This is a genomic window from Flavobacterium branchiophilum FL-15, assembly GCF_000253275.1.
GTDB lineage: Bacteria > Bacteroidota > Bacteroidia > Flavobacteriales > Flavobacteriaceae > Flavobacterium > Flavobacterium branchiophilum.
Window position 1 is genome coordinate 1,380,012 of the sequence record NC_016001.1, and the last position, 22,724, is coordinate 1,402,735.

At 34.4% G+C, this 22,724-nt stretch carries 19 protein-coding genes and 1 tRNA gene; 10 read left to right on the forward strand and 10 right to left on the reverse strand.

Features of this window, described 5'->3' with window-relative positions:
- Positions 1–10: 10 nt before the first annotated feature.
- Positions 11–679 (reverse strand): carboxypeptidase-like regulatory domain-containing protein, encoded by a 669-nt coding sequence (locus FBFL15_RS05915; RefSeq protein WP_014083727.1) that lies wholly within the window; start codon positions 677–679, stop codon positions 11–13.
- Positions 663–1,379, reverse strand: coding sequence for a hypothetical protein (locus FBFL15_RS05920; protein ID WP_014083728.1), 717 nt, complete (start codon positions 1,377–1,379; stop codon positions 663–665). The genes FBFL15_RS05915 and FBFL15_RS05920 overlap by 17 nt, the downstream gene beginning before the upstream one ends.
- A 278-nt stretch (positions 1,380–1,657) precedes the next feature.
- Here FBFL15_RS05920 and pepE point away from each other — a divergent pair, with 278 nt between their 5' ends.
- Positions 1,658–2,365 carry a dipeptidase PepE gene (gene pepE / locus FBFL15_RS05925; RefSeq protein WP_014083729.1) on the forward strand — a complete coding sequence of 236 codons (708 nt, stop codon included), beginning with the start codon at positions 1,658–1,660 and terminating at the stop codon, positions 2,363–2,365.
- A gap of 49 nt (positions 2,366–2,414) precedes the next feature.
- On the opposite strand, the gene FBFL15_RS05930 is transcribed toward pepE, so the two are convergent.
- From FBFL15_RS05930 to FBFL15_RS05950, 5 genes are all read right to left on the reverse strand, one after another.
- A tRNA-His gene (locus FBFL15_RS05930) sits at positions 2,415–2,488 on the reverse strand.
- A gap of 71 nt (positions 2,489–2,559) precedes the next feature.
- Positions 2,560–3,276, reverse strand: coding sequence for a bacillithiol biosynthesis deacetylase BshB1 (gene bshB1, locus FBFL15_RS05935; RefSeq protein WP_014083730.1), 717 nt, complete (start codon positions 3,274–3,276; stop codon positions 2,560–2,562).
- 15 nt (positions 3,277–3,291) lie between these two features.
- Complete coding sequence (locus FBFL15_RS05940) at positions 3,292–4,353, reverse strand: isochorismate synthase (protein WP_014083731.1); 1,062 nt, start codon at positions 4,351–4,353, stop codon at positions 3,292–3,294.
- 5 nt (positions 4,354–4,358) lie between these two features.
- A complete protein-coding gene (locus tag FBFL15_RS05945; RefSeq protein WP_014083732.1) occupies positions 4,359–4,802 on the reverse strand; it encodes a PaaI family thioesterase in 444 nt (147 codons plus the stop codon).
- A gap of 113 nt (positions 4,803–4,915) precedes the next feature.
- Complete coding sequence (locus FBFL15_RS05950; protein ID WP_014083733.1) at positions 4,916–5,632, reverse strand: hypothetical protein; 717 nt, start codon at positions 5,630–5,632, stop codon at positions 4,916–4,918.
- A gap of 747 nt (positions 5,633–6,379) precedes the next feature.
- Between FBFL15_RS05950 and capB the strand changes: the two genes are divergently transcribed.
- The 9 genes from capB to FBFL15_RS05995 all read left to right on the forward strand — a co-directional run bounded on the left by capB (position 6,380) and on the right by FBFL15_RS05995 (position 13,589).
- Entirely contained in the window at positions 6,380–7,639 is a 1,260-nt protein-coding gene (gene capB / locus FBFL15_RS05960) for a cysteate-C-fatty acyltransferase (protein ID WP_014083734.1), read from the forward strand.
- 125 nt (positions 7,640–7,764) lie between these two features.
- Complete coding sequence (locus FBFL15_RS05965; protein WP_044032465.1) at positions 7,765–8,808, forward strand: formimidoylglutamase; 1,044 nt, start codon at positions 7,765–7,767, stop codon at positions 8,806–8,808.
- A 1-nt stretch (position 8,809) separates the two neighbouring features.
- A complete protein-coding gene (locus FBFL15_RS05970; protein ID WP_014083736.1) occupies positions 8,810–9,379 on the forward strand; it encodes a pentapeptide repeat-containing protein in 570 nt (189 codons plus the stop codon).
- Between the two features lie 296 nt (positions 9,380–9,675).
- Complete coding sequence (locus FBFL15_RS05975) at positions 9,676–10,188, forward strand: GNAT family N-acetyltransferase (RefSeq protein WP_014083737.1); 513 nt, start codon at positions 9,676–9,678, stop codon at positions 10,186–10,188.
- A gap of 164 nt (positions 10,189–10,352) precedes the next feature.
- On the forward strand, positions 10,353–10,913 hold the full coding sequence (locus tag FBFL15_RS05980; RefSeq protein WP_050881276.1) for a hypothetical protein: 561 nt from the start codon (positions 10,353–10,355) through the stop codon (positions 10,911–10,913).
- 259 nt (positions 10,914–11,172) lie between these two features.
- The gene (locus tag FBFL15_RS16490; protein ID WP_014083739.1) at positions 11,173–11,340 is read left to right on the forward strand and encodes a hypothetical protein; all 168 of its coding nucleotides are present in this window, start codon (positions 11,173–11,175) and stop codon (positions 11,338–11,340) included.
- Between the two features lie 40 nt (positions 11,341–11,380).
- Positions 11,381–11,767 carry an ISAon1 family transposase N-terminal region protein gene (locus FBFL15_RS05985; protein ID WP_014083276.1) on the forward strand — a complete coding sequence of 129 codons (387 nt, stop codon included), beginning with the start codon at positions 11,381–11,383 and terminating at the stop codon, positions 11,765–11,767.
- Between the two features lie 34 nt (positions 11,768–11,801).
- The gene (locus tag FBFL15_RS05990; RefSeq protein WP_014083740.1) at positions 11,802–12,716 is read left to right on the forward strand and encodes an ISAon1 family transposase; all 915 of its coding nucleotides are present in this window, start codon (positions 11,802–11,804) and stop codon (positions 12,714–12,716) included.
- A gap of 120 nt (positions 12,717–12,836) precedes the next feature.
- Positions 12,837–13,589: an alpha/beta hydrolase gene (locus tag FBFL15_RS05995; protein ID WP_014083741.1), complete on the forward strand. Its 753-nt coding sequence runs from the start codon at positions 12,837–12,839 to the stop codon at positions 13,587–13,589.
- A 289-nt stretch (positions 13,590–13,878) separates the two neighbouring features.
- Here FBFL15_RS05995 and FBFL15_RS06000 read toward each other — a convergent pair whose 3' ends face one another.
- The 3 genes from FBFL15_RS06000 to FBFL15_RS06010 form a co-directional block, all read right to left on the reverse strand.
- Positions 13,879–15,750: an OmpA family protein gene (locus FBFL15_RS06000; protein ID WP_014083742.1), complete on the reverse strand. Its 1,872-nt coding sequence runs from the start codon at positions 15,748–15,750 to the stop codon at positions 13,879–13,881.
- Positions 15,751–16,012: 262 nt separating this feature from the next.
- Positions 16,013–16,933, reverse strand: coding sequence for a PorP/SprF family type IX secretion system membrane protein (locus tag FBFL15_RS06005; RefSeq protein WP_014083043.1), 921 nt, complete (start codon positions 16,931–16,933; stop codon positions 16,013–16,015).
- Positions 16,934–17,243: 310 nt separating this feature from the next.
- A complete protein-coding gene (locus tag FBFL15_RS06010; protein WP_014083743.1) occupies positions 17,244–22,664 on the reverse strand; it encodes a choice-of-anchor L domain-containing protein in 5,421 nt (1,806 codons plus the stop codon).
- Positions 22,665–22,724: the final 60 nt, after the last annotated feature.

The window sequence follows — 22,724 nt, forward strand, 5'->3', positions numbered from 1 at the left end:
ATTTCAATTTTTATATATTTTTGGACTGCATTTGAGTTTTAAAAGCCGTATTTTCAATTAAAAAATATTTGAAAGCCATCACTTGATTTGGTTCTATTTGAAGTGTTTTAATATAATATTCGTCGGAAATCAAAAAATTTAATTTGCCCAAATGCAACTCTTTTTTTTCGGTTTCTAATGCTCTTTTTAATGTATTTGTTCGACCACTCAGGTAGTTCAATAATGGGTCTAAACTCATGGAAACCGCTACAAAATTCCAATCCGTGGCCGTTTTTAAATGGCGTTCTGCAGGAGTGTATTTTTTAATATTTTTGTTTACTATTCCTAAATTTTCAGTTGTAATGCTATTATTTTCTACAATAACTTCGTCTAATTGCTCTATTTTTTTCTCTAAGGTAATGATAACTTGTTGATTAAAATCTTTTTCGTCTATAATTTTTCTATAATAATTATAATTAATGGAACTCAATACTAATAAATCATCTGTTTGTGCAGCAATAGTAAAAAAGCCGTTTGAATCGGAAGTTGTACTCTTTTCGGAAGTCAAATTGATAATTTGGATGCCTATTACGGGTTTATTTTCAGACATGATTTGCCCTTTAACCACTTTAGTAATTTGTGCCAATAGTGTGTTTGAAAGAAAAATAAGAAGTAAAAACAGATTAATCTTGATTTTCATTTTTTAAAATGTCTAAATATTGTGTTGCTAAATTGGTCATCAAAAATTTCATCATGCTTCTGTTTTTAGCATTCAAAGCTTTTCTAAATTCGGTATCTTCAATCAAATAATATTGAAAAGATTTAATATAATCTCCAGGTATTTGAAGGGTTTCTGTGTAATATTTATCTTCAAAAATTGTTTCAACTTTAGTCAATGCCATTTCATCTTTTTCAATAGCAACTTGCCTTTTTAGCATTTTAGTTCGGCCAGAAAGTAAATTGATCAACGGATCGATTAAACCAGATTTTGCTGTAAACAACTTACGTTCGGCAGGCGTATAGTTGGTCGCTGGCTTAGACAAAATACCTAAAGACACTGCATCTAGCTCATTTTTTTGTACTACAACTTCATCTAAAACTTGAGCAATTGGTATTAAATGGATTATAATTAAGTCTTTAGTTAGATCTTTTTTGTCAATAATATACCTTTTATATTCATATTGTTTAGAAACAAATACTATAATATCATCTTCTTTTGCATTTATCATAAAAGTTCCATCGTTATTGGATTTTGTACTTTTTTCTGTTTTCAAATTGATAATATCCACCCCAATTGCGGGCAAATCATCAGATTGTAACCTTCCGTGAATGGCTCTTAATTGCTGTGAAAAAGAAGTAAATGAATATAGAAATATAATAAATGTAGTTATTTGTTTCATTATAAAATGCTATTGGAATTTTAAATAATTTAAAAAAGTAAATATATATTATTTTGCACTCCAATTTCTTAATTGTATTCTAAAATTTTGTTAATTCTTTAAAATACAGTACTTTTGATCAACTTAAATTATCTTTATTATTGATTTTTACGATCTTATTTATATGCGTAAAATATTTATTTTTTATTTATTTTAGAATAAATTTTTTTATATAATTATAAATAAATATGTATATTAAACATCTTTTTTATATTTTTAAAACTAAAAAAATTACCAACATGAAAAACGCTTTAATTGCCAGTTCTTCTACAATTTATGGGTCGGCATATTTAGAATATTTGTATCCAGAACTTCAAATTTTATTTAATGATGCAAACACCATATTGTTTATTCCTTTTGCAAGACCCAACGGTATTTCGCATCAAGAATACACAGAAAATGTAGCATTAGCATTCCAAAAAATAGGAAAAAAAATAATAGGCTTGCATCAATATGATGATTATCAACAAGCTATTTTAGCTGCTGAAGGCATATTTACTGGGGGCGGCAATACATTTTTGTTAGTTTCAGAGCTTTACAAACACCAACTTTTTGATGTATTGCAAACAGCAATAGCACAAGGAACACCTTATTTAGGTACAAGTGCAGGGAGTAATATTGTAGGATTAAGCATGCAAACCACCAATGATATGCCTATTGTATATCCACCAAGTTTTCAAACGTTGGGCATTATTCCCTTTAATTTGAACCCTCACTACTTGGATCCTGTCGAAAACGGGACACACATGGGCGAAACCCGTGCCACCCGTATTGCCGAATTTCATCAATACAATGCTATACCCGTGTTAGGGCTTCGAGAGGGCAGTTGGTTAGCCGTGCAAGGCGAAAATATTGTACTGAAAGGGCCATTGACTGCACGATTATTTGAAAAAAATAAAACACCAATAGAAATTGTACCAGAAACAAATTTGAATAATTTGAAATAAAAAGCCACAAAAAAAGCCTTGATTTTATCAAGGCTTTAAGGTATTCTTGGGTGGCTGACCGGGTTCGAACCGGCGACCCGCGGCACCACAAACCGCTACTCTAACCAGCTGAGCTACAACCACCAGTTTTACGAGTGCAAATATAAAACAATTGTTTGATTATACAAAAGAAAATTGAAAAAAAATCACATTTTTTAGATTAAATCTTGTAAACTATTGATTCCCAAATACCTTTCGGTAGTAAATCCTTCGGCACAATCGGTGCCAATGAGTCTTCCAAAGTCTTTTGTGCGATAATCAATACTTTCTAAAAAATTTTGAGTCGAAATAGGTGTAGCGATTTCATTTGAATCGGGGTTGTAAAACTGTGAGCTATAGGCCAAAATGGCTGCTTTTTTGATGTCTAAAAACCCCGTAATATCTACGACAAAATCTGGTTCTATGGGATTCCATTGTATATAATGGTACACCGCTTTTGGTCTAAAATGTTGTTGTTGTTGTCCTTCATAAATGGTTTCTATTTTGGCCAAACCCGCTAAAAAACAAGCATCCGAAACTAATTTACTGCCTTTTCCGTGGTCGATATGCCTGTCTTGAATGGCATTGCATAATACAATCGAAGGTTGGTATTTTCTAATGATTTGAATAATTTTCATTTGATTTGCTTCGTTGTTTTCAAAAAAACCATCACGCATTTGTAAATTTTCACGAACAGAAACACCCAATATTGCTGCTGCATTTTGGGCTTCTTGGGCTCTAATTTCTTTTGATCCACGTGTGCCCAATTCTCCTTGGGTCAAATCTATAATGCCTACTTTTTTGCCCAGCGAAATTTCTTTGGCAATAGTGCCTGCACAGCTTAATTCTACATCATCAGGATGTGCTCCAAAGGCTAAAATATCTAATTTCATCATTTTTTTAAGAATTTATATAAAAATCCGTTTCATTGTTTCCAGTTTATTTTGGGTTTCTTCCCATTCTTTTTCAGGATTACTGTCTTTTGTAATGCCGCCACCAACATACAATATGGCTTGGTTGTCTTGTAATTGCATACATCGTAAATTTACAAACAAATCTGTATCTTGTTGATTATTAATGCTATTGAAATTGATTTCTCCTAAAAAACCCGAATAAAATGCTCTGTTATAATTTTCATGTAACGATACATATTTTTTGGCTTGTTCTTTTGGAAAACCACACACCGCTGGAGTAGGGTGTAGGATATTGATCCAGTGATGTAAAGCACTTTCGTTTTTTATAGTACCACTAATAGTAGTTTTTAAATGTAATAAATTTCCTGCTTTTAATGTAATAGGGTTCTGAACTTCGATAGTGTTTACTTCATTTTTTAAGTTTTCAATGATATAATTGGTTACTATTTGTTGTTCGTCTTTTTCTTTTTCATGCCATACAATTGGATATGGTGGGTTGTTTTTTTGAGTACCTGCCACAGACATGGTTTCAAATTGTTGATTTTCTATTTTTAAAAGCCTTTCTGAAAAAGCCCCCATCCAGAGTCCAACTTGTGGATGAAACCAGCAATAAGCAAAAGCCTCGGGATATAAATCAATCATTTTGCTGTATAAATCGAAAATATCGTAAGTATTTAATTTAAAAACTGCTTTTCTAGAAAGCACTATTTTTGTAAATTCATGTTGATGAATACGGGCTATGGCATGTTCTATTTTTTGGATATAATCCGATTTGTCAGTATATGAGGCTTCAACAAGCGGGTTGTTCGTTTTTTTTTGATCTACCGTTGAAATAGTTTCTACAAATAATTTTGATTTGTTTTTTGGTATTAAAATGGCATTTGAACCATCAAATGAACAAAAAACAAAACCTTGCTCGGTAAATTCCGAAGTAGTGTAGCAAGTAGTATCTTGTTGAAACATCCCAACCATTTGATTTGAAAATGGTTTTTTGTACAATACAAATGGGCGTTTATTTTTGAACTGAATGGCTGCATTTTGCAATAAATGATCCATCCTTTTTATTTTTCATTAAGATATTGTTTTCTTTTTGAAAGTACCATATTAGTTAGTTTGCAAATAGAAATTAATTGATTTTGTTCGTCGGTAATTTTGATTTCCCAAAGGTGAATACTTTTACCTTGATGTATGATGCGGGCAGTTGCAGTAACAAGTCCTTCTTTTTTGGACTTCAAGTGGTTTGCGGCAATTTCTATCCCTCGAACTTCGCTAACCTCTGGATTGACAAAAATCATCGAAGCGGCACTCCCAACACTTTCTGCCAATGCTACGGAGGCACCGCCATGCAAGAGTCCCATGGGTTGGTGTACTTTTGAATTGACGGGCATGGTGGCTACCAAAAAACCTTCGCCTGCATCAATATATTGGATGTTTAGGGTTTCCATTAAGGTGTTTTTAGCATGTTGGTTGCACCAATCGAGTATTTGTTGTTTATTAAACGTCATTATACTTATTTTTAATGCAAATTTACAGTTTTTTTATGAAACAAAATAAAAAACGTCTATTTAAAAATTGCTTTCTAAATAGACGTTCAACCAACTAAAAAAACTTAAAATTATTATCTTTCTCTGTTTCCTCTGTCTAATTTTTTTGATTTTTCCTCGCTAATCAATTTGTTTTCTTTTTCAAAATTGATGTTTTCAAAAGATTCTCCTTCAGAAACGTTGTTGTTATCGGCTTGTTTGTAATAGTACCCTCCGTTGTTTTGGCTTGGTGATTGGTAACCATTTGGTCCATAATAGGTGTTGCTTTGACTATAATTGTTGGCATATCCATGGTTTGGAGCATAGCCGTTGTAAAATGCTCTTGGTTTTATGGTTCCAATTTGACTTACAATATTGCCATATCTGTCATAAATGAGGCGTAAACCACCAATTTGTTCTAGTGCAAAACGGTTGTATCTTAAAAAAATACTTCCAATACGATTGACTCTATCATAAGCATCATAATTGATGAATGTGTTGCCCACTCTTCTTACTCTTCCAAAGTTGTCTTGCTCTATATATACTCCTGCTGGCTCTGGACGAGGGGTTGTAACTCTACGTCCCGCAGATTTGTAATAGTAGCTACCGTTTCCGCAGTTGGCATTGGTGTTGAAATCAAAAGTGCCGTCGGGAAATACATAAAAGTCGATGCCTTTTTCGTTGAATGTAAGGGGTTGTATGCTGTAGCTTGGTGTATTTTGGTTGCATTTTGATATGGTTGGAGCCACATCTGCGGCAAAAATACGGCTATTGGCAAGTAGTAATAATGCTAAAAATGTAAAATTTTTCATGGCTATTTGATTTAATGGTTATTAATTTTAAACAAGTAAGTAGGACTATTTTTATCGTATTACTTGTTTTTTTTGATTGTAAAAAAATCATGCTTACTCTTTCGATTTTCGGCTTGCTCGTATCCAATTGGTTTGCTGATAAGCATCTTTCAAAAGGTGTGCCAAAGTGTGATGTTTGATGACTGTTTTTTTTAATAAAAAATAAATCTTGTTGAAAATCAATGGTTTGCATCAAAAAAAGAATTGTTTTTTTTGAATTCATCAAGTGAAAGGTTTTTGTATTGGCTAAATTTTACATAAAACAACCAATAGCATTACGTTTTTTGGGCATTACCACAAGGGTCGTATCGGTTTCAAACAACGTTCATTGAACTGCAAAAGAAATGAAATATTGTGAAATAATCCTTTAGATTACCATTTTCATAAACTAAATTCGTGCAATACAACACCCCCTTTTTGGGTTGAAAAAAAAAGCTTTGGAATAGGCACGAACCCCGCACCCCGACTTGAACGGAGCTCTTTTTTTCTTGCCGCTATGGGGTTATCATTGTTGCGGCAAGAAAAAAAAGCGGGAGTGGAAGGCGGAATAGGTGCCCAAAAAGAACAATTGAAGCTCTTTTTTTTGGGGGTTATTGGAGGTAACTTATTGATAGGTTGAATTTTTTTTGGAATTTTAGCATGAGTTAAATGGTTGTTTATTGAATATTAATCATTAATTTTGCATCGTTTTAACAATTTTTATAAATTATGGTAAAAGATTTATTTGAAAGAATACAAAATAATAAAGGTCCGTTGGGCAAATGGGCTTCGCAGGCAGAGGGTTATTATGTTTTTCCTAAATTGGAAGGCGAGTTGGGGCCCAGAATGCAGTTTCATGGCAAAAATATATTGAATTGGAGTTTGAATGATTATTTGGGCTTAGCCAATCATCCGGAAGTGCGTAAGGCCGATACCGAGGCTGCAGCGGCTTATGGAGCGGCTTATCCTATGGGAGCAAGGATGATGAGCGGGCACACAAAATACCACGAACAATTGGAGCAAGAATTGGCTGCTTTTGTGATGAAAGAATCGGCTTATTTGTTGAATTTTGGTTACCAAGGGATGGTGTCTATTATAGATGCTTTGGTTACTAGAAACGACGTGATTGTGTATGATGTAGATGCTCATGCTTGTATTATAGATGGTGTTCGATTGCATAGTGGCAAACGTTTTACATACAGACATAATGATGTGGAAAGTATGGAAAAAAACTTGCAACGAGCTACAAAATTAGCCACAGAAACTGGTGGAGGTATTTTGTTTATTACCGAAGGTGTTTTTGGGATGCGAGGACAGCAAGGCAAGTTGAAGGAAATTGTGGCTATGAAAGACAAGTACAATTTTAGATTGCTGGTTGATGATGCACACGGATTTGGAACACTTGGCAAAACAGGAGCTGGAGCAGGCGAGGAGCAAGGGTGCCAAGAGGGTATAGATGTTTATTTTTCGACTTTTGCAAAATCGATGGCCAATATTGGTGCTTTTGTAGCGGCAGACAAAGATATAATTGATTATTTGAAATACAATTTACGTTCGCAAATGTTTGCCAAAGCCTTGCCTATGATTCAAACAATTGGATCGTTGAAACGATTGGAATTGTTGAGAAATTCGTCGGAATTGAAAGATAAATTATGGGTAAATGTAAATGCACTTCAAAACGGATTGAAAGCCAAAGGATTTAATATTGGCGATACCAACACGTGTGTTACTCCTGTATATTTGGAAGGCTCTATACCAGAAGCTATGGTTATGGTGAACGATTTGAGAGAAAATTACGGTATATTTTTGTCGATAGTAGTGTATCCTGTAATACCAAAAGGGATGATCTTATTGCGAATGATTCCTACGGCCACACATACATTGGAAGATATTGCAGAAACCTTGTTTGCATTTGAAGCTATAAGGGAAAAATTAGAAAACGGCACTTACAAAAAAATTGCAGAACAAACAACGGTAGATGTATCGTAAACAAGATATTTAAGTATCAATAAACCATTTTCTGAAACGGAAAATGGTTTTTGTTTTTTATAAAAATTGAGGCAGCATTGGCACCCGAAAACAATAGAAAAATCAATCAAAACACAACGCATACTATGGATAAGTTGATCCCTTTTTCAACAGCAGATTTGGCAAAAGTTACCCATTTTAGAATAGGCGAAGTAAAATTTGGCGAAAAAATGTTGGTTGTTCCAAAAGGAGCTGATGTATATGAATTTATAAAAAAATCTGAGGCAAAATTTGTGATAATTGGCATTCCAGAAGACATTGGCGTTAGGGCCAATTATGGCAGGCCAGGAGCCGCCTCGGCATGGAGTAGTGCCATTAGCAGCATAGCCAATATTCAACACAATCGATTTTGTAAAGGGAGTTCTCTATTGGTTTTAGGTCAGTTGGACGTAATGGAAGAAATGAAAGCCGTAGAAGGCTTGGATTATAATCAAAGTGCCGACAGAAAAACTTTGAACCAATTGGTAGAAAAAATAGACAAAGAAGTGGCCCATATCATATCAAAAATAGTCAAAGCCAATAAAATACCCATCATCATTGGTGGCGGACACAACAATGCTTATGGCAACATCAAAGGGACGGCGCTAGCAAAGGGCAAACCTATCAATGCCATTAATTTTGATGCCCATTCCGATTTTAGAATCCTTGAAGGCAGACACAGCGGCAATGGTTTTCATTATGCGTATGACGAAGGATTTTTGAAAAAATATTTTATCTTTGGACTACATGAAAATTATACATCCAAAAATGTTTTAGACATTTTGAAAAAACTTGAAAACAGAGTGCGTTTTAATACGTATGATGAAATCAACATCAGAAAAGTTAAAAATTTTGAGCAAGAAATGCAGTTGGCCCTCAATTTTATAAAAGACGATACTTTTGGACTTGAAATAGATTTAGATGCCTTGCCCAATATTGCTTCGAGTGCCATGACGCTGAGTGGTTTTTCTGTTGAAGAGTTGAGACGATTTGTAACTTATTTTGGACAAAATCAAAATGTAGCTTATTTGCACATTTGCGAAGGGGCACCAGATTTGGGTGAAGCCAAAAACAACCACTTGATAGGTAAATTAATAGGCTATTTGATAACCGATTTTGTTAAAGCATACCAATCTATTTTAAACAAATAATATGGCACAGCTGATATACGACCAAACATTTAACAAACAAACCACATCAACTGTAGCATTTGAACAAACCGAATTTGAATGTTGTGTGTTTGAACATTGCGATTTTTCTGAAGCACAATGGACACAAACAACCTTTGTCGATTGTGATTTTATCCACTGCAATTTGTCGATGGTAGGTATCCATCAAACGAGTTTGAAAAACGTTCGATTTGAAACGTGCAAAATGCTGGGATTTGCTTTTCATCGGTGTCAAGATTTTTTGTTTGAGGTGTCGTTTGCCAATTGTATTTTGGATTTTTCCAATTTTACTAACAAAAAAATGCCCAAAACCCGCTTTATATCTTGTACACTCAAAGAAGCAACCTTTGACCACACCGTGCTTACAGGTGCTTTGTTTGAATCGTGTATATTGACCAACGCCCTATTTTACAACACCCAATTGGATGCGGCCAACTTTGTAACCGCCCAAGATTTTAAGATTGATCCCGCCATCAATAGTTTGAAAAAAGCCCAATTTGCCGCCTACGGTTTGATAGGTTTGTTGGACAAATATGATATTAAGGTGGTTTGAGAGGGGGGAAATAACCTAATTATAAAAAAATCTTAATAATATTTATTAAATTAAATATTATATTTACAATCCAATGTCGTTTAGATAAGCATTAATTTTACGACATTTAATCTTATACCAAATATACATATAAAATAGTCCAATCTACTTGTTCTTTTTTGCTAAAATGAGTCAAAAAAAATAGTTCCGTAGCCCAGCTATGCAACGATTTTTCTTGAAAATTTTTTTTAAAAAATAACTACGCATCTTTGGACTATTTTATAAATATATTTGGTATAAATTAAAAATTTAAAACAATGAATTTTCAAATAGAAAATAGTAATAGTAACGACATTGACGAAATTTTCCGTTTGTATCAAATGGCAACGAATTTTCAAAAAACAAGGTTTACTGTTCATTGGCCTGATTTTGACAGAAAAATTATAGAAAGTGAGATTTCAGAAAACAAACAATGGAAAATAATTATTGATGGAAAAATGGCTTGTGTTTGGGCAACTACATTTAATGATCCACAAATTTGGGAAGAAAAAAATGAAGATCCAGCAGTTTATATTCATAGAATAGCAGCAAACCCTGAATTTAGAGGACAGAATTTTGTATTACAAATTGTAGAATGGGCAAAAAGGTATGCCGAAGAAAATCATAAACAGTTTGTTAGAATGGATACAGTGGGTAACAATCTGGGATTAATTACTTATTACACCAAATGTGGTTTTGAATTTTTAGGATTGTTAAAACTTAAAAATACGGAAGGACTTCCTGCACATTATGACAACGCAACTGTAAGTTTATTTGAATTGAAAATATAACCACAATAGTACATGTTTCTTAAAATTGATATGATTTAAAATCACAAAATTTGATTTTTTATTTATAAAATTAGATATTATGTGTAAAAAATTAAACTATAAATCCATCTGAAAGATTAGAATTACCTATAACTCTTAGAATTGCATTGCCAAACGAAGTACCAATGGACGAAACGATATTAAAAAATATTGAAAGAAGTACAACTGCAAATTTAATTGAAGGCTATACCCTTACATTGAATGAAGGAAATCCTGAACATGTAAACTTGGGTTTTGATTTTTTTTCTGAAATTAATATTGACAATTCTAAACTATGGATGCTTTTTGTGGAACTTGCTTCCCTTTTGCCTGATGAGGTTATATTTATTGTAGCCTCTATAGATGATGATGAAATGTATTATAGTAAATATAAAAATAATATTTTAAAATTTTTAGGTAAATATAAAAAAGAACTAACAAAAGATACTTTTTTAAAATTTGGCTTGTTATATCATTCAGATAATGAACTTATCGAAGTGTTTATAGACGAATCAAAATACATTAAATTTTGGGGCACAAACAGCAAACAATTTGAAACGGTTATACAAAAATTGGGATTGTCAAAAATAGCAGCATTGGCATTTATTGATGAATTTCCATTGGTAAGACTACCTTTATGTAGTTTAGACCATTCGATGCTTGAAACAGAAAAATTGTTAGAAATATTAAAAAATAATTTTCAATAAATGTTATGTGTAAAGTATGTAATACTATTATATAATTTTAAATAGGATTGTAAATATAGATTATAACGTTTAAAAAAATATTAATAAATGATTTTTAATGTTAAAATTATATTAAATAACGAATGTAATTTATTTTGAATGTTTTTATTTATTAATTTTGAAAAAAAAGGAATCAGTTATTTTTTATTATAAATAATTATTTTTAAATATTTATGATGATAAATACTATTTTTAAATCATTATAAATTTAAAAAATATTATGAAAAAATTATTTTTTATTGCTATAACAATAGCATTTGCCTCTTGCAAAACCATCAAAGTAAGTGAAAAATCAGCTTTTCAAGAATCAAAATATAAATTAGAAGCATCTTCAAGTTATATCAAGCTGTCCAACAAATCTGAAAACGAAAAAAATAGGCTCATATAAAATAATTGGGGAGAATTTGTAAATTTGCAATAAAAAAGCAATGGATTTTTCATTTTTTTCACACTTTCTACCTGATGGTTTATTAGATCATTTTGATGTTTTGGATTTTAAAGAATTAGGGGATATAGCAACCAAAAAGGATTGTTTTTATATTTATTTAGATGAGAAGAATATACTTCCAAATGGCTATGAAAGTGAACAATATGAATCAAAAGGATTTTATAATCGAACCATAATTCAAGATTTTCCTATTCGAGGAAAAGCCGTTTATTTAGGTATTCGTCGTAGGCGATGGCGGAGTAAAACAGATAAATCTGTTGAAATTAAAAGCGATTATTCGTTCATCACTGAAGGTTCAAAACTAACTATTGAATTGGCAGCTTTTTTAAAATCTACAGGTTTCGACCCGAGAAGATACGATAAGTAATATTGCTAGTTATTATGGTGTTAAGGCGGATTTAGTGAGAAGACATTATAAAAAGACAAGTGGTTTTAAAATTTGGAATCAATACTCTCATGCTGAAGATTATTTGATATACCAAGAAAACATAGGTGAAAATTTAAGTATTGATGAAGTAAGTTTGTCAAAAGGAGAGCTTTACACATTTGTTACTAATAAATCAGGAAAAGGTAAAAAACGAACATTAGTTGCTAGTATAAAAGGCACTAAGAGTCAGGATATTATTGATGTTTTACAAAAAATACCGTTAGAAAAACGCAAATTAGTTAAGACAATTACTCAAGACATGGCAAACAACATGCAACTAGCATCAAAGATGTGTTTTCCAGAGAGTTATTTGATTACGGATCGTTTTCACGTTGTAAAAATGGTTATGGAATGTTTGCAACATCTTCGAATAAAATATCGTTGGGAGGAAATTGAAAAAGAAAATCAAGCCATAAAATTAGCCAAAGAACAAGGTATAAAGTATATTCCATTTGTTTTTGAAAATGATGATTCTCCCAAGCAATTACTTGCTCGAAGCAGATACATTATCGCTAAAAAACAAAGTGAATGGACAGAAAATCAAAAACAAAGAGCCGAAATTTTATTTAAAAATTATCCGCTTTTACACGATGCTTATAAACATACAATGGAATTTAGAAATATTTATGAAGAACAATCAAAAGAGTTAGCAAGAGAAAAATTTTTAAACTGGATTGAGAAAACAAAATTATTAAAATTAACCACTTTTAATACCGCAGCAAATAGTCTAAAATATCATTTAGAAACAATATTAAATTTCTTTACTCAAAGACTCACAAATGCAAATGCAGAATCTTTTAATTCCAAAATAAAACTATTTAGAGCTAACCAAAGAGGTGTTATAGATGTGAAGTTCTTTCTGTTCAGGATGGAAAAATTATTTGCTTAATCCCCATAAAATTCATGTGAACCTGTTATAGATGTGAAGTTCTTTCTGTTCAGAATGGAAAAATTATTTGCTTAATCCCCATAAAATTCATGTGAACCAAAAAATACCGCAATTCAAGCATTGAATAAAGTAATTGAAACTCAAGATACTTTAATTTTTAATAAAAATGAAGTCGAATTATTACGAAATTTTATAAACCATGATAACATAAATATGGAATATTTTGTTTTTAAACCAAAAAACATTCAAAAAATAGGAATTTATTTTTTAGGAAACACCACCAATATTCTCAATGTTACTGATTACTTGATTGAGTTGAGTGCTCAAACAAATGCTAAAATTTATGTATTGCATTATCGAGGCTACGGCAAATCAGAGGGTACACCTTCATTTAAAACACAATTTGACGACAACAATTATTTTTTTAAAACGCTTTTGGCATCTAATCAACAAATTGATTTTGTATTGGGATATTCTTTAGGAAGTGTATTTGCAACTTATGCAGCAATAGATAATAATATTCATAATATATTTTTATTGTCTCCATTTTCTGAAACAAAAGATTATTTTACCCATTTTAAAAATCAAAGTATGAAAGGGGGCAAATCTTTATTGAAACCTTTTGTAAAAATTACAGCAGATGATTACCTACTTACTATATCAAATATTAATAAATTAAAAAGTTTTAAAGGCAAACTTGTAATATTTCACGGAAAATCTGATAATATACTGCCTTATAGTATGGGCAAAAAAATATACAACAGTTACATATCTAATACTAAAAAATTATATACAATTGAAGGAGGTAATCATAGCGCTGCATTTCAACAAGACCAATGGGAACAATTGATAAATGAAATTAATACACTATAATTAAAATACAATTCTAAATGAAAATTAAGTAATTAAATTATGTAATTTTATTAATTTTAGATTATCAAATTCGATTGGAGTAAACTAATAAAATGGATTGTTTTTTATTAATTAAAAATATAATATGTAAATAAATTATTGTTTAATGCTGTCTTTATTTATTTTTATAAAAAAAAACTAATTTTACAGAGTATTTTAATGCCCCCTTATAATTATGATGCACAACATCAAACAAAAAGCCTCAAAAATCGTTAAAATTTTTGAGGCTTTTTTAATTTTAGACTCCTTTTTATTTTACTATTAAAAATTCAGATCGTCTGTTTTGTGCATGGTCTTCTTCGGTGCAGGTGTCTTTGCAATCTACTTTTGGTTCTGATTCGCCAAATCCTTTGCCCGATATACGGCTTTCGGCTATGCCTTTAGACAATACATATTGCACAGTGGCTTTGGCTCGTCTATCTGATAAATTCATATTAAATACATCGCCACCTCGGTTGTCGGTGTGCGATTTTACAAATACCACCAATTTGTCGTTGCTTTTCATGGCTTCGACAAGTTTGTCTAACTCAAATGCTCCTTCTTGTGTAATATTACTTTTGTTGTATTCAAAAAAGATGGGGTTCAAGACTACTTCCGTTGGAGTAATGATGTGCTCGATAGGGTTCAAGGCGGCATCAATTCTAGCTTTGCTGGCTTTGCTAACTTTGGCTACTGCAAATGTATTGCTTTCAAAGCCTTCTTTGCTGGCTTGTATTACATAAGCTTTTTCGCACTCTACCTTATAGCTTACCTCTCCTTTTTCGTTGGTGGTTTGGGTAGCAATGATGTTTTTGCGATCGTCCAAAATGGCTACTTTAGCATTGGCCAATACATCGCCTGTTTTGGTATTGCTTACAATTGTGGTTACATCCAAAGCACATACTGGGGTAATGCCATAAATATCATCGTTGCCAGAGCGGTTGCTCGATAGGAATCCAGTGTTTTTTTGAACATGAAAGGTTAATGCAAAATCGTCTTTTTCAGTATTTACGGGTTTGCCCAAATTGACTGCTGGCCCTGGATTGTTCAAATCGATTTGAAAAACATCTAATCCACCAAATCCTTGACGACCGTTTGAAGCAAAATACAAAATGTTGTCGTCGCTTACAAACGGAAATTGTTCTTTGCCTTCTGTATTGACGTTTGGCCCCATGTTTTCTGGGGTTCCATAGCTACCGTCTGGTTTTATGGTCACCTTCCAAATGTCTGAATCGCCTTTGCTACCAGGCATATTGGAGGTAAAATAAAGGGTTTTTCCGTCTTTTGAAAGGCTCGAACTACTGTTTGAATAGGCCGTACTGTTAAACGGAACAGCACTAATGTTGCTCCATTTGCCATTTTCGTTATTGGCTTTATATAGGTTTACTTGTCCAAATTTGGCATTCAAACTTTTATCTTTTTCAAAACTGTTTTCGTCATGACTGTCTTTGGCAAAATACATAGTGGTGCCATCTGCCGAAATACTCACAGGGCCATCGTGCCATTTGGTATTAAGCTCCGTTACGGGTTCTGGTTTTGTATAACTGCCGTCGGCATTGCGTTGGGTTCTATAAATATCCAAAAAAGCCTCTTTGTTCCAGCCATCTGTGCGTCTGGATTTGTTGCTAGCACTTACAAAGTAAACTTGGTCGTTTTGAGTTAAAACAGCAGCAAAATCGGCAGCTTCAGAGTTGAAATCGAGTTTTTGTACGTCAAACGATTTTTGTTGCGATGCCAATTTTGGCAAATAATTTGGATCGGCCAAAAAGGCTTTGGCTCTTTGATCATTTGGTGCTAATTTGGCAAATTCTTGCATTTGTTTGTTGGCCAATTCATATTTGCCCGTGGCTTTTAGCATTTGTGCATAGTGGTAGTACACCTCGGCAGGTTGTTTTTCGGCAACGGCTTTGGCATACCAATTCACTGCCTCTGGAGCGTCAAATACGTTGTAGTAACTCTCGGCCAATTGTTTGTAAACATAAGCATCGGCTTTTTCCTGATCGACTAATTTTAAATAATTTTTTGCAGCTGCCACATATTCAAATCGGTTAAACAATTTGTCGGCCGTTTTGGTTTGCTGATTTTGAGCAAACATACCACTAGCCAATAGGGCAACCCCCATCGAAATATATATTTTTTTCATAAATGTAATATTAATTTTTTACAAGCATATATGTTGTCGTTGTTTATCAATTGGTGTTTTAAACCAAGTCGTAATGAAGCTCCTTGTCATATATGTCAAATTTGATGTTGTTTTTATAGAATTGTATAAAAGAGTTGGATTTTATTTTTGATTTTTTAAATTTTTCAATCTTTCAATCTTTCAATCTTTCAATCTTTCAATCTTTCAATCTTTCAATTTTTAAATCTTTTCAATCTTTTCAATCTCTTCTATTTATACTATGCTAGAAATATCTTGGCGAACGAGAAATCTTTTTTGGAAAATTCAAGTCGAATAACAATATAACCTCGTGCGACGACGGTGTGCTGATTTTTAAGTCAGATACAATATGGTCGTAAGCATAACCCACTCTTAATGAAGGACTTATTACAAAATTTACCATCGCTCCAAAGCTGTCTTGAAGGCGGTATGTAGCTCCTAATTCTAATTTGTCGTGGATTAAGAAATTGGTCGAAAAATCTACCGAAACTGGGGCATTCAAAGCAGATTTGATCATTGTAAAAGGTTTGAATTTTACATTTGGCGACAAATCAAATACATACCCTCCCGTTAAAAAATAGTGCATTACCTCTGTTCCATAAGCCCTGCCATTGTAGTCTAAATATTTGGTTTTTAACATATTTGGTACAGAAAAGGCAACATAATATTTGTTTGTATAATAAAACAATCCCGATCCAATGTTCATCCGGCTGCTGCTCGGGTTGCTTTGTGCAAATGTAGGGTCGGATTGGATAGGCAAAGTGGGTCTGATGACATTAAAGTCTATTTTGTGCATTGTAATTCCTCCTTTTACCCCAAAGGCCAAGCGGTGATCGCCTCCTAAATTTAGGGTATATGAAAAATCGGCATAGGCATTGGTTTCTTCTACGGGGCCAATTTTGTCGTTGAGCAACGAGAGTCCTACACCCACGTTTTTGCCAACAGGCATAGAGCCAGAAAGCGAAAATGTTGTGGGAGCATCCTCTATTTCTACCCATTGCTTACGGTACAACAATCCAAAGGATAAGTTCTCTTTTGAGCCTGCATACGCTGGATTGATGATGTTCATGTTATACATGTATTGCGTATAATGTGGGTCTTGTTGTGCCGTGGCATCAACAATTCCTAAAAATAAGGTCAAGGCTACTAGGTATATTTTTTTCATTTATCTGAAATTTATGGGTTAGCGGTCATATCTTTATGGTTGCTTTTTTTGCAAATTATCAATTTAATTTTGATTGATTCACAACAATGGTTTTATTTCAAATTTGAAGCGGTATTGCTGCAATTTTGCAAGATCTCCTCTTCAATTTCGGTTTAATTTTTTCTAAAAGATATGCTGTTTGTGATTGTTTTTTTGTTTTTAAAATAAATTCAAAATACCAAAAAACAACCTATTTACTGTTTTATTCTGTTTTTTAAAAAATGAAGCTGTCGTATTTCAAACAGCTTCATTTGTAAGGTAAATGGATATATTATTTGTTTTCTCTATTAATATATACCCATCCTGTTTTGGTTTCTTTACCATCACTTTCTATTACATAATAGTAAGCACCATCTGGCAATTCTTCGCCTGCATCTGATTGTCCAAACCACTCTTTTTTGTAATTGGTTCGGCTATATACTTTGATGCCATATCTGTTAAAAATGCCTAATTCTTTTACATTCAAGCCCGTTAAATCAAAGAAATCGTTTTGATCGTCGTTGTTAGGCGAAATCCCTTTTTGAATGATACATTGGGTACTGGTAATTGTAATGTTGCTTTGTACAATACAACCACTCGCATCGGTAATGGACACGTTGTAAACACCCGCTTGAGTAATAATTGGCGTTTGAACCCCCATTTGATTGGTAGCAATGCCCGGACCACTCCAACTGTATTGAGCTGTTGTTGGGTTGAAAGAATTATTTACTGGTTCTGCTTTTAATTTAAAGGTATTGCCCTCGCATCCACCAGATAATACAACGTTAAATGGTGCTGTTATGGTAACAGGAGTTGTTTTTTCTAACAACGGACATCCACCTGCGGCGGCAATCGTATATTTTACAGTATAAGTGCCTGGTGTACTGGTACTTGGTGTAATACCTCCTGTTGTTGCATTAAGGGTTAGTCCCGTTGGGCTAGCGCTAAAACTACCTCCTGTAGTACCCGTAAAGGTTACAGCTTGTACATTACTTTCAGATGAACAGAAAGGAGTTCCATAGGCAATACTAGCTTGTGGTGCTGCCGTAATAACAATAGTTGCTGTTTTGATAGAAGCCGCACAGCCGCCTGTAGCTGCAATAGTATTGGTAACTGTATAAGTACCTGGGGTACTTGACGCTAAATTAACAAGTCCTGTACTAGAATTGATGCTCAAACCTGTTGTACTACTAAATACTCCTGCACTTGAACCCGTTGCCAATGTAGGGCTTGGATTGGCCGCATTTTGACAATATGGTGTTCCTGTATAGCTAAAAGTAGCGTCTTGAGGTGCCGTAATGGTTAAATCAAATGTGGCACTAACTGCCAAACAACCTCCCGCAGCAGCAATACTATTGGTAATCGTGTAGGAACCCACACTACTAGCCGATAAATTGATAGCACCAGTACTTGCATTGATGCTTAAGCCTGTTGGAGAAGCGCTAAATGTACCCGCAACACCACCATTGGTATAACTCAATACAGGATTGGTTCCTGTTTTGCAATAACTTGTTGCATTGTATGCAAATGTAGCAACTGGTAAAGTAGTTACTGTAACTGTTATTGAGGCAGTTGCAATACATCCTGTTCTATTTACAGACACTTGATATGTTCCTGCTTGTGTAACATTTATAGAATTTGAATTACTATTTGCAATTGCATTTCCATTCAATGTCCAAGAATAAGTAACTTCAGAATCAGTGTAATTTGTAGGTGTTACAGTAATTGTACCTGTACCACCTGCACAAATAGCTACATTTTGAATTACAGTAAATGTTGGCATATTATTTTGAACAGAAATGGTAAAACTTTTTACAACAAAACATCCTGTTGATGTGTTTTGCACTCTAGCCCAAATAGTTTGAGGATTGGAAGTATTTGTATAATTTGAAGGTGATGCTATCGCATTAGTATTACTATTTGCGTTAGCCGATGATGTAAAATAACTTACAGTATAACCTGTTAAACTACCTAAAAGAGTGGTGTTGTTTTGAGTCAGATCAAAGTTGGCAACTCCTGTTGTATTGCAAGCTACTAAATTGTTTGGTGTACCAGCCGAAATTGGTGGATAAAATTCAATAGTTACACTGTCTGTTCCAACACAACTTGAATTATTATAAGTTGCAGAAACAGTATATGTTCCAGAATCGGTTACAGTTAAAGATGGTCCTGTTTGACCAGCAATGACAACATTATTTTTTTTCCAAACAAACGTATATAATGACGCATCAAGGCCAGTATTGATTGTTTGGCTCGATCCTGCACAAATGGCATTTCCAGTAGCTTGTAAAAGGTCGTTTCCTAATTCTAAGTTTCCTATACTAAAACTACCCCCTTTTAAAAACACAGCTGAATCATAAAGTGAATCACTTCTATCTGCAACTACTAATTTAATGTGGTATAACGTATTGCTTGTTACAGGCGAAGAAGCAGTCATTACAACAGTTTGCCCATTGAAATTTAAGGCCGAACCCAAAGGGTTAATACCTGTTGGTAAATTATTAAATTGTGCAAAATAATTTGGATTTACTGAGGTACAGCTATTATTATACAATTGATTTCTAACTGTTACAACAGAAATTGGATCTGTCGTATTTGGAACAACAGCTAAATTAGTAGTAACTCCTGTTGCAGTGTTAGTTAGTAAAAATGCAAAAGCGTCAGAATATTCACACTGAAAAGTACCGTACTCTTCTGAAGCGAAGATAAAATCAAAACTAATACTATTAGATATTGGAATAAAGTCAAATTCTAATTTAGTTGCATTACGTGATGTCATTGGATTTCCTGTAGCACTTAAAATTATACTTTCCAAATCAGTATCACCCGTCCATGCAGTATTACCATCGCTCAAAGTGGTTGTATTAGGCCCTTTTGCTTTTAAGGCATCGCCTGTTGAAAGTACTATACCATTTGCAAATGGAAATCCTGATCCGTTTTGAGTAAATGAAGCCAATCCATTAACAGATCCAAAGTTGGAACCTGTGGACGATGTAATATTAGAAACTGTTGCACAAGTTGAATTTAATAACACATCTTGAACTAATTGTTGTGTTGTATATTGTGTATTGTTAGTTTGAATTGCTGGTGGAATTGTACCTATACAAAGATTGAAAGCTGTATTTTGACCAGGCGTGGCTGTAGCTGAAAATATTCTAACAAAATATGTTTGCCCTACAATTAATCCATTTGCAACACCGCTTCCTGCAGTATTACAAAGTACTTGAGTAAGGCCCGTGCAAGTACCACTGTAAACACCAAAATTTAGAGCTGTAGTTGACCCAGTTACATTGGTTAAACTAACCGCATGTGTAGTGGCAGTAGCTACAAATTGGAACCAAACATCATCATCTGCTGTGCCACCACAACCATTGGTTTGGCTAGATGCTGTGGCGCCAATTAATATTCCCGCTCCAAAATTGGTACATGTCATGTTTGAATTGGTTAATATTGTAGTTGCATTTGCACATTCATCGTTTGCAATTGCGGTACAAAATGTTTTTGGTCCTGCCCAAAAACTAGAATCTGTTGTACTACAAACCGCTCTAACATAATAATCATAGCAAGTTGCAGATGTTAATCCGCTTGCAATATATTGATTTGAAGAGGCACTCAATGCTCCTGTTGTTGTAGCTGTTGGAGCTGGAGAACCTGCTGGCAATATGAGAACCTCCCAAGCTGTAGCAACAGTATTATTGGGGTTTGGTAATTGTGTCCAACCTAAAGTTGCTCCTGTTAAGTTGATTGATGTTGCTGTTAAGGCATTTGGTTTTTTACAAGTAGGAGCTGGAGCGCAAGTTACATTGGCCACCCATCCTGGTCTGTTTACAGAGGCATCACTTCTAAATCTAAAAGTCAAACAGCCATCGGTACTACTAGAGGTGAATGGTCCAGGAATGGTAGTACCCCAGAAGGCACCAGCCAAACCACCAGGTACGTTACCCGCAGGATTGGTACTTGCAATTTGTGGTGCTGTTGTACTATTTCCATCAAAAACATACAATCCGTCCCATGAAGCTTCTACATCAAAGGCAGTAAAAGTTACGGTAACCAAATCACCAGGTGTTGTTGGACAAATGGTATAGGTAGTATTGGAACTATTTGGATAATTATTGGTAGCTCCTCCAGCATCTACAAATGTACCCCCGCAAACTGGTGGTGCTATTAAGGTAGTAGCCGTTTTTGGCCCTGCCCAAGTACTCATATCGGTAGTAGAACATACCCCTCTAACATAAAAATTATAACAAGTATCAGGTGTTAATCCTGTGATATTCAAAGAATTGGCAGTAGCCGAAACCCATCCTGTACTTGTAGCCGTTGGTGCTGGAGCCGTACATGGCAATGCCAATACTTGCCAAGAAGTAGATGGTGTTACTGTGTTCCAAGCAAGAGTCAAAGTTGTCGAAGTGATGGCCGAAGTAACCAATCCTGTTGGTGCAGGACAAGTTGGTGGCAAGGCACAAGTTACGTTGGCCACCCACCCTGGTCTGTTTACAGAGGCATCACTTCTAAATCTGAATGTCAAACAGCCATCGGCACTGGTAGAGGTAAAAGGGCCAGGAATTGTAGTACCCCAGAAGGCACCAGCCAAACCACCAGGTACATTTCCTGCGGGGTTGGCACTAGCAATTTGTGGAGCTGTTGTACTATTTCCATCAAAAACATACAATCCGTCCCAAGAAGCCTCAACGTCAAATGCTGTAAAAGTAACAGTTACTTTTTCGCCAGCAACGGTTGGGCATATCGTTGTTACGCTATTAGAACTATTTGGGTAATTAGCTGTTCCGCCCGCATCTACAAAATTGCCACCACAACCTGGTGGTATAGCGGTTGTAGTATAGGCAAAAGGCCCAGCCCAAGTGCTGTAATCAGAGCCACAAACCGTGCGAACATAAAACTTATAATTGGTCAATCCCGCTAAACCTGTTTGGGAAAAACTTGTAGTAGTAGCTGTTCCAGTAGCCACACCTGTTGGGGTAGCAGTAGCCAGCATATTTTCCACTTCATAACTGCTCGCACCTCCAGGACTTGTCCAGCCTAAAGTAGCCGTAGTTCCTGCAATAGCAGTAGCTGTAAGCGCAGTTGGGGGCAAACATTGGGCAATAATTCGAGCATTATCTACCAACCAACGATCGCCAGGAACGGTTCCGGTAGCAGGTTGGGTATATTTCATTACAAAAGCCACATATACTTGTTGGCCCGAATAAGCACTCAAATCTACCGTTTTTTCTTCGTAAATATTAAAAGTTGTATTTAGCGTAGTTTCGTCCCATTGTTGCACTTGGGTATAACCCGTAGTAACATTTTGGGCACCAGCACTTACTAATTTGACTTTGATTTGATACAGTGTACCTAAATTAGTAGAAGTAAAAGATCTAGTAAAAAACTTCAACTGACCATTTGAAGGAATCGTTACGGCAGGCGTAGCCAAATAGTCCTCGGAAGTGTTTCCAGCTCCAATGTTTTCTCTTGTCATATAAGCCGAATTGGTGCCAGCATAAACAAAAGGTGGAGTAGAAACCGAGCTGTTGATGTTCCAACGTTCTGCGGTACCCACTCCATTATCAAAAACGGCCCAGCTGCCTGTGCCTAAAGTCCAATTTGTAGCTGGTAAAGCATCAGGACCCGTGGTGTTTTCAAATCCTTCGAGGGCCATTTGTGAGTAGCCCAACATCGAACTTAAAAACAATAATAGTAAGATAATTTTTTTCATAAAATGAAAATTAAAAGTTGATAAATAATAACAATTAGTTTTTTTGTTGCATCAAAATTA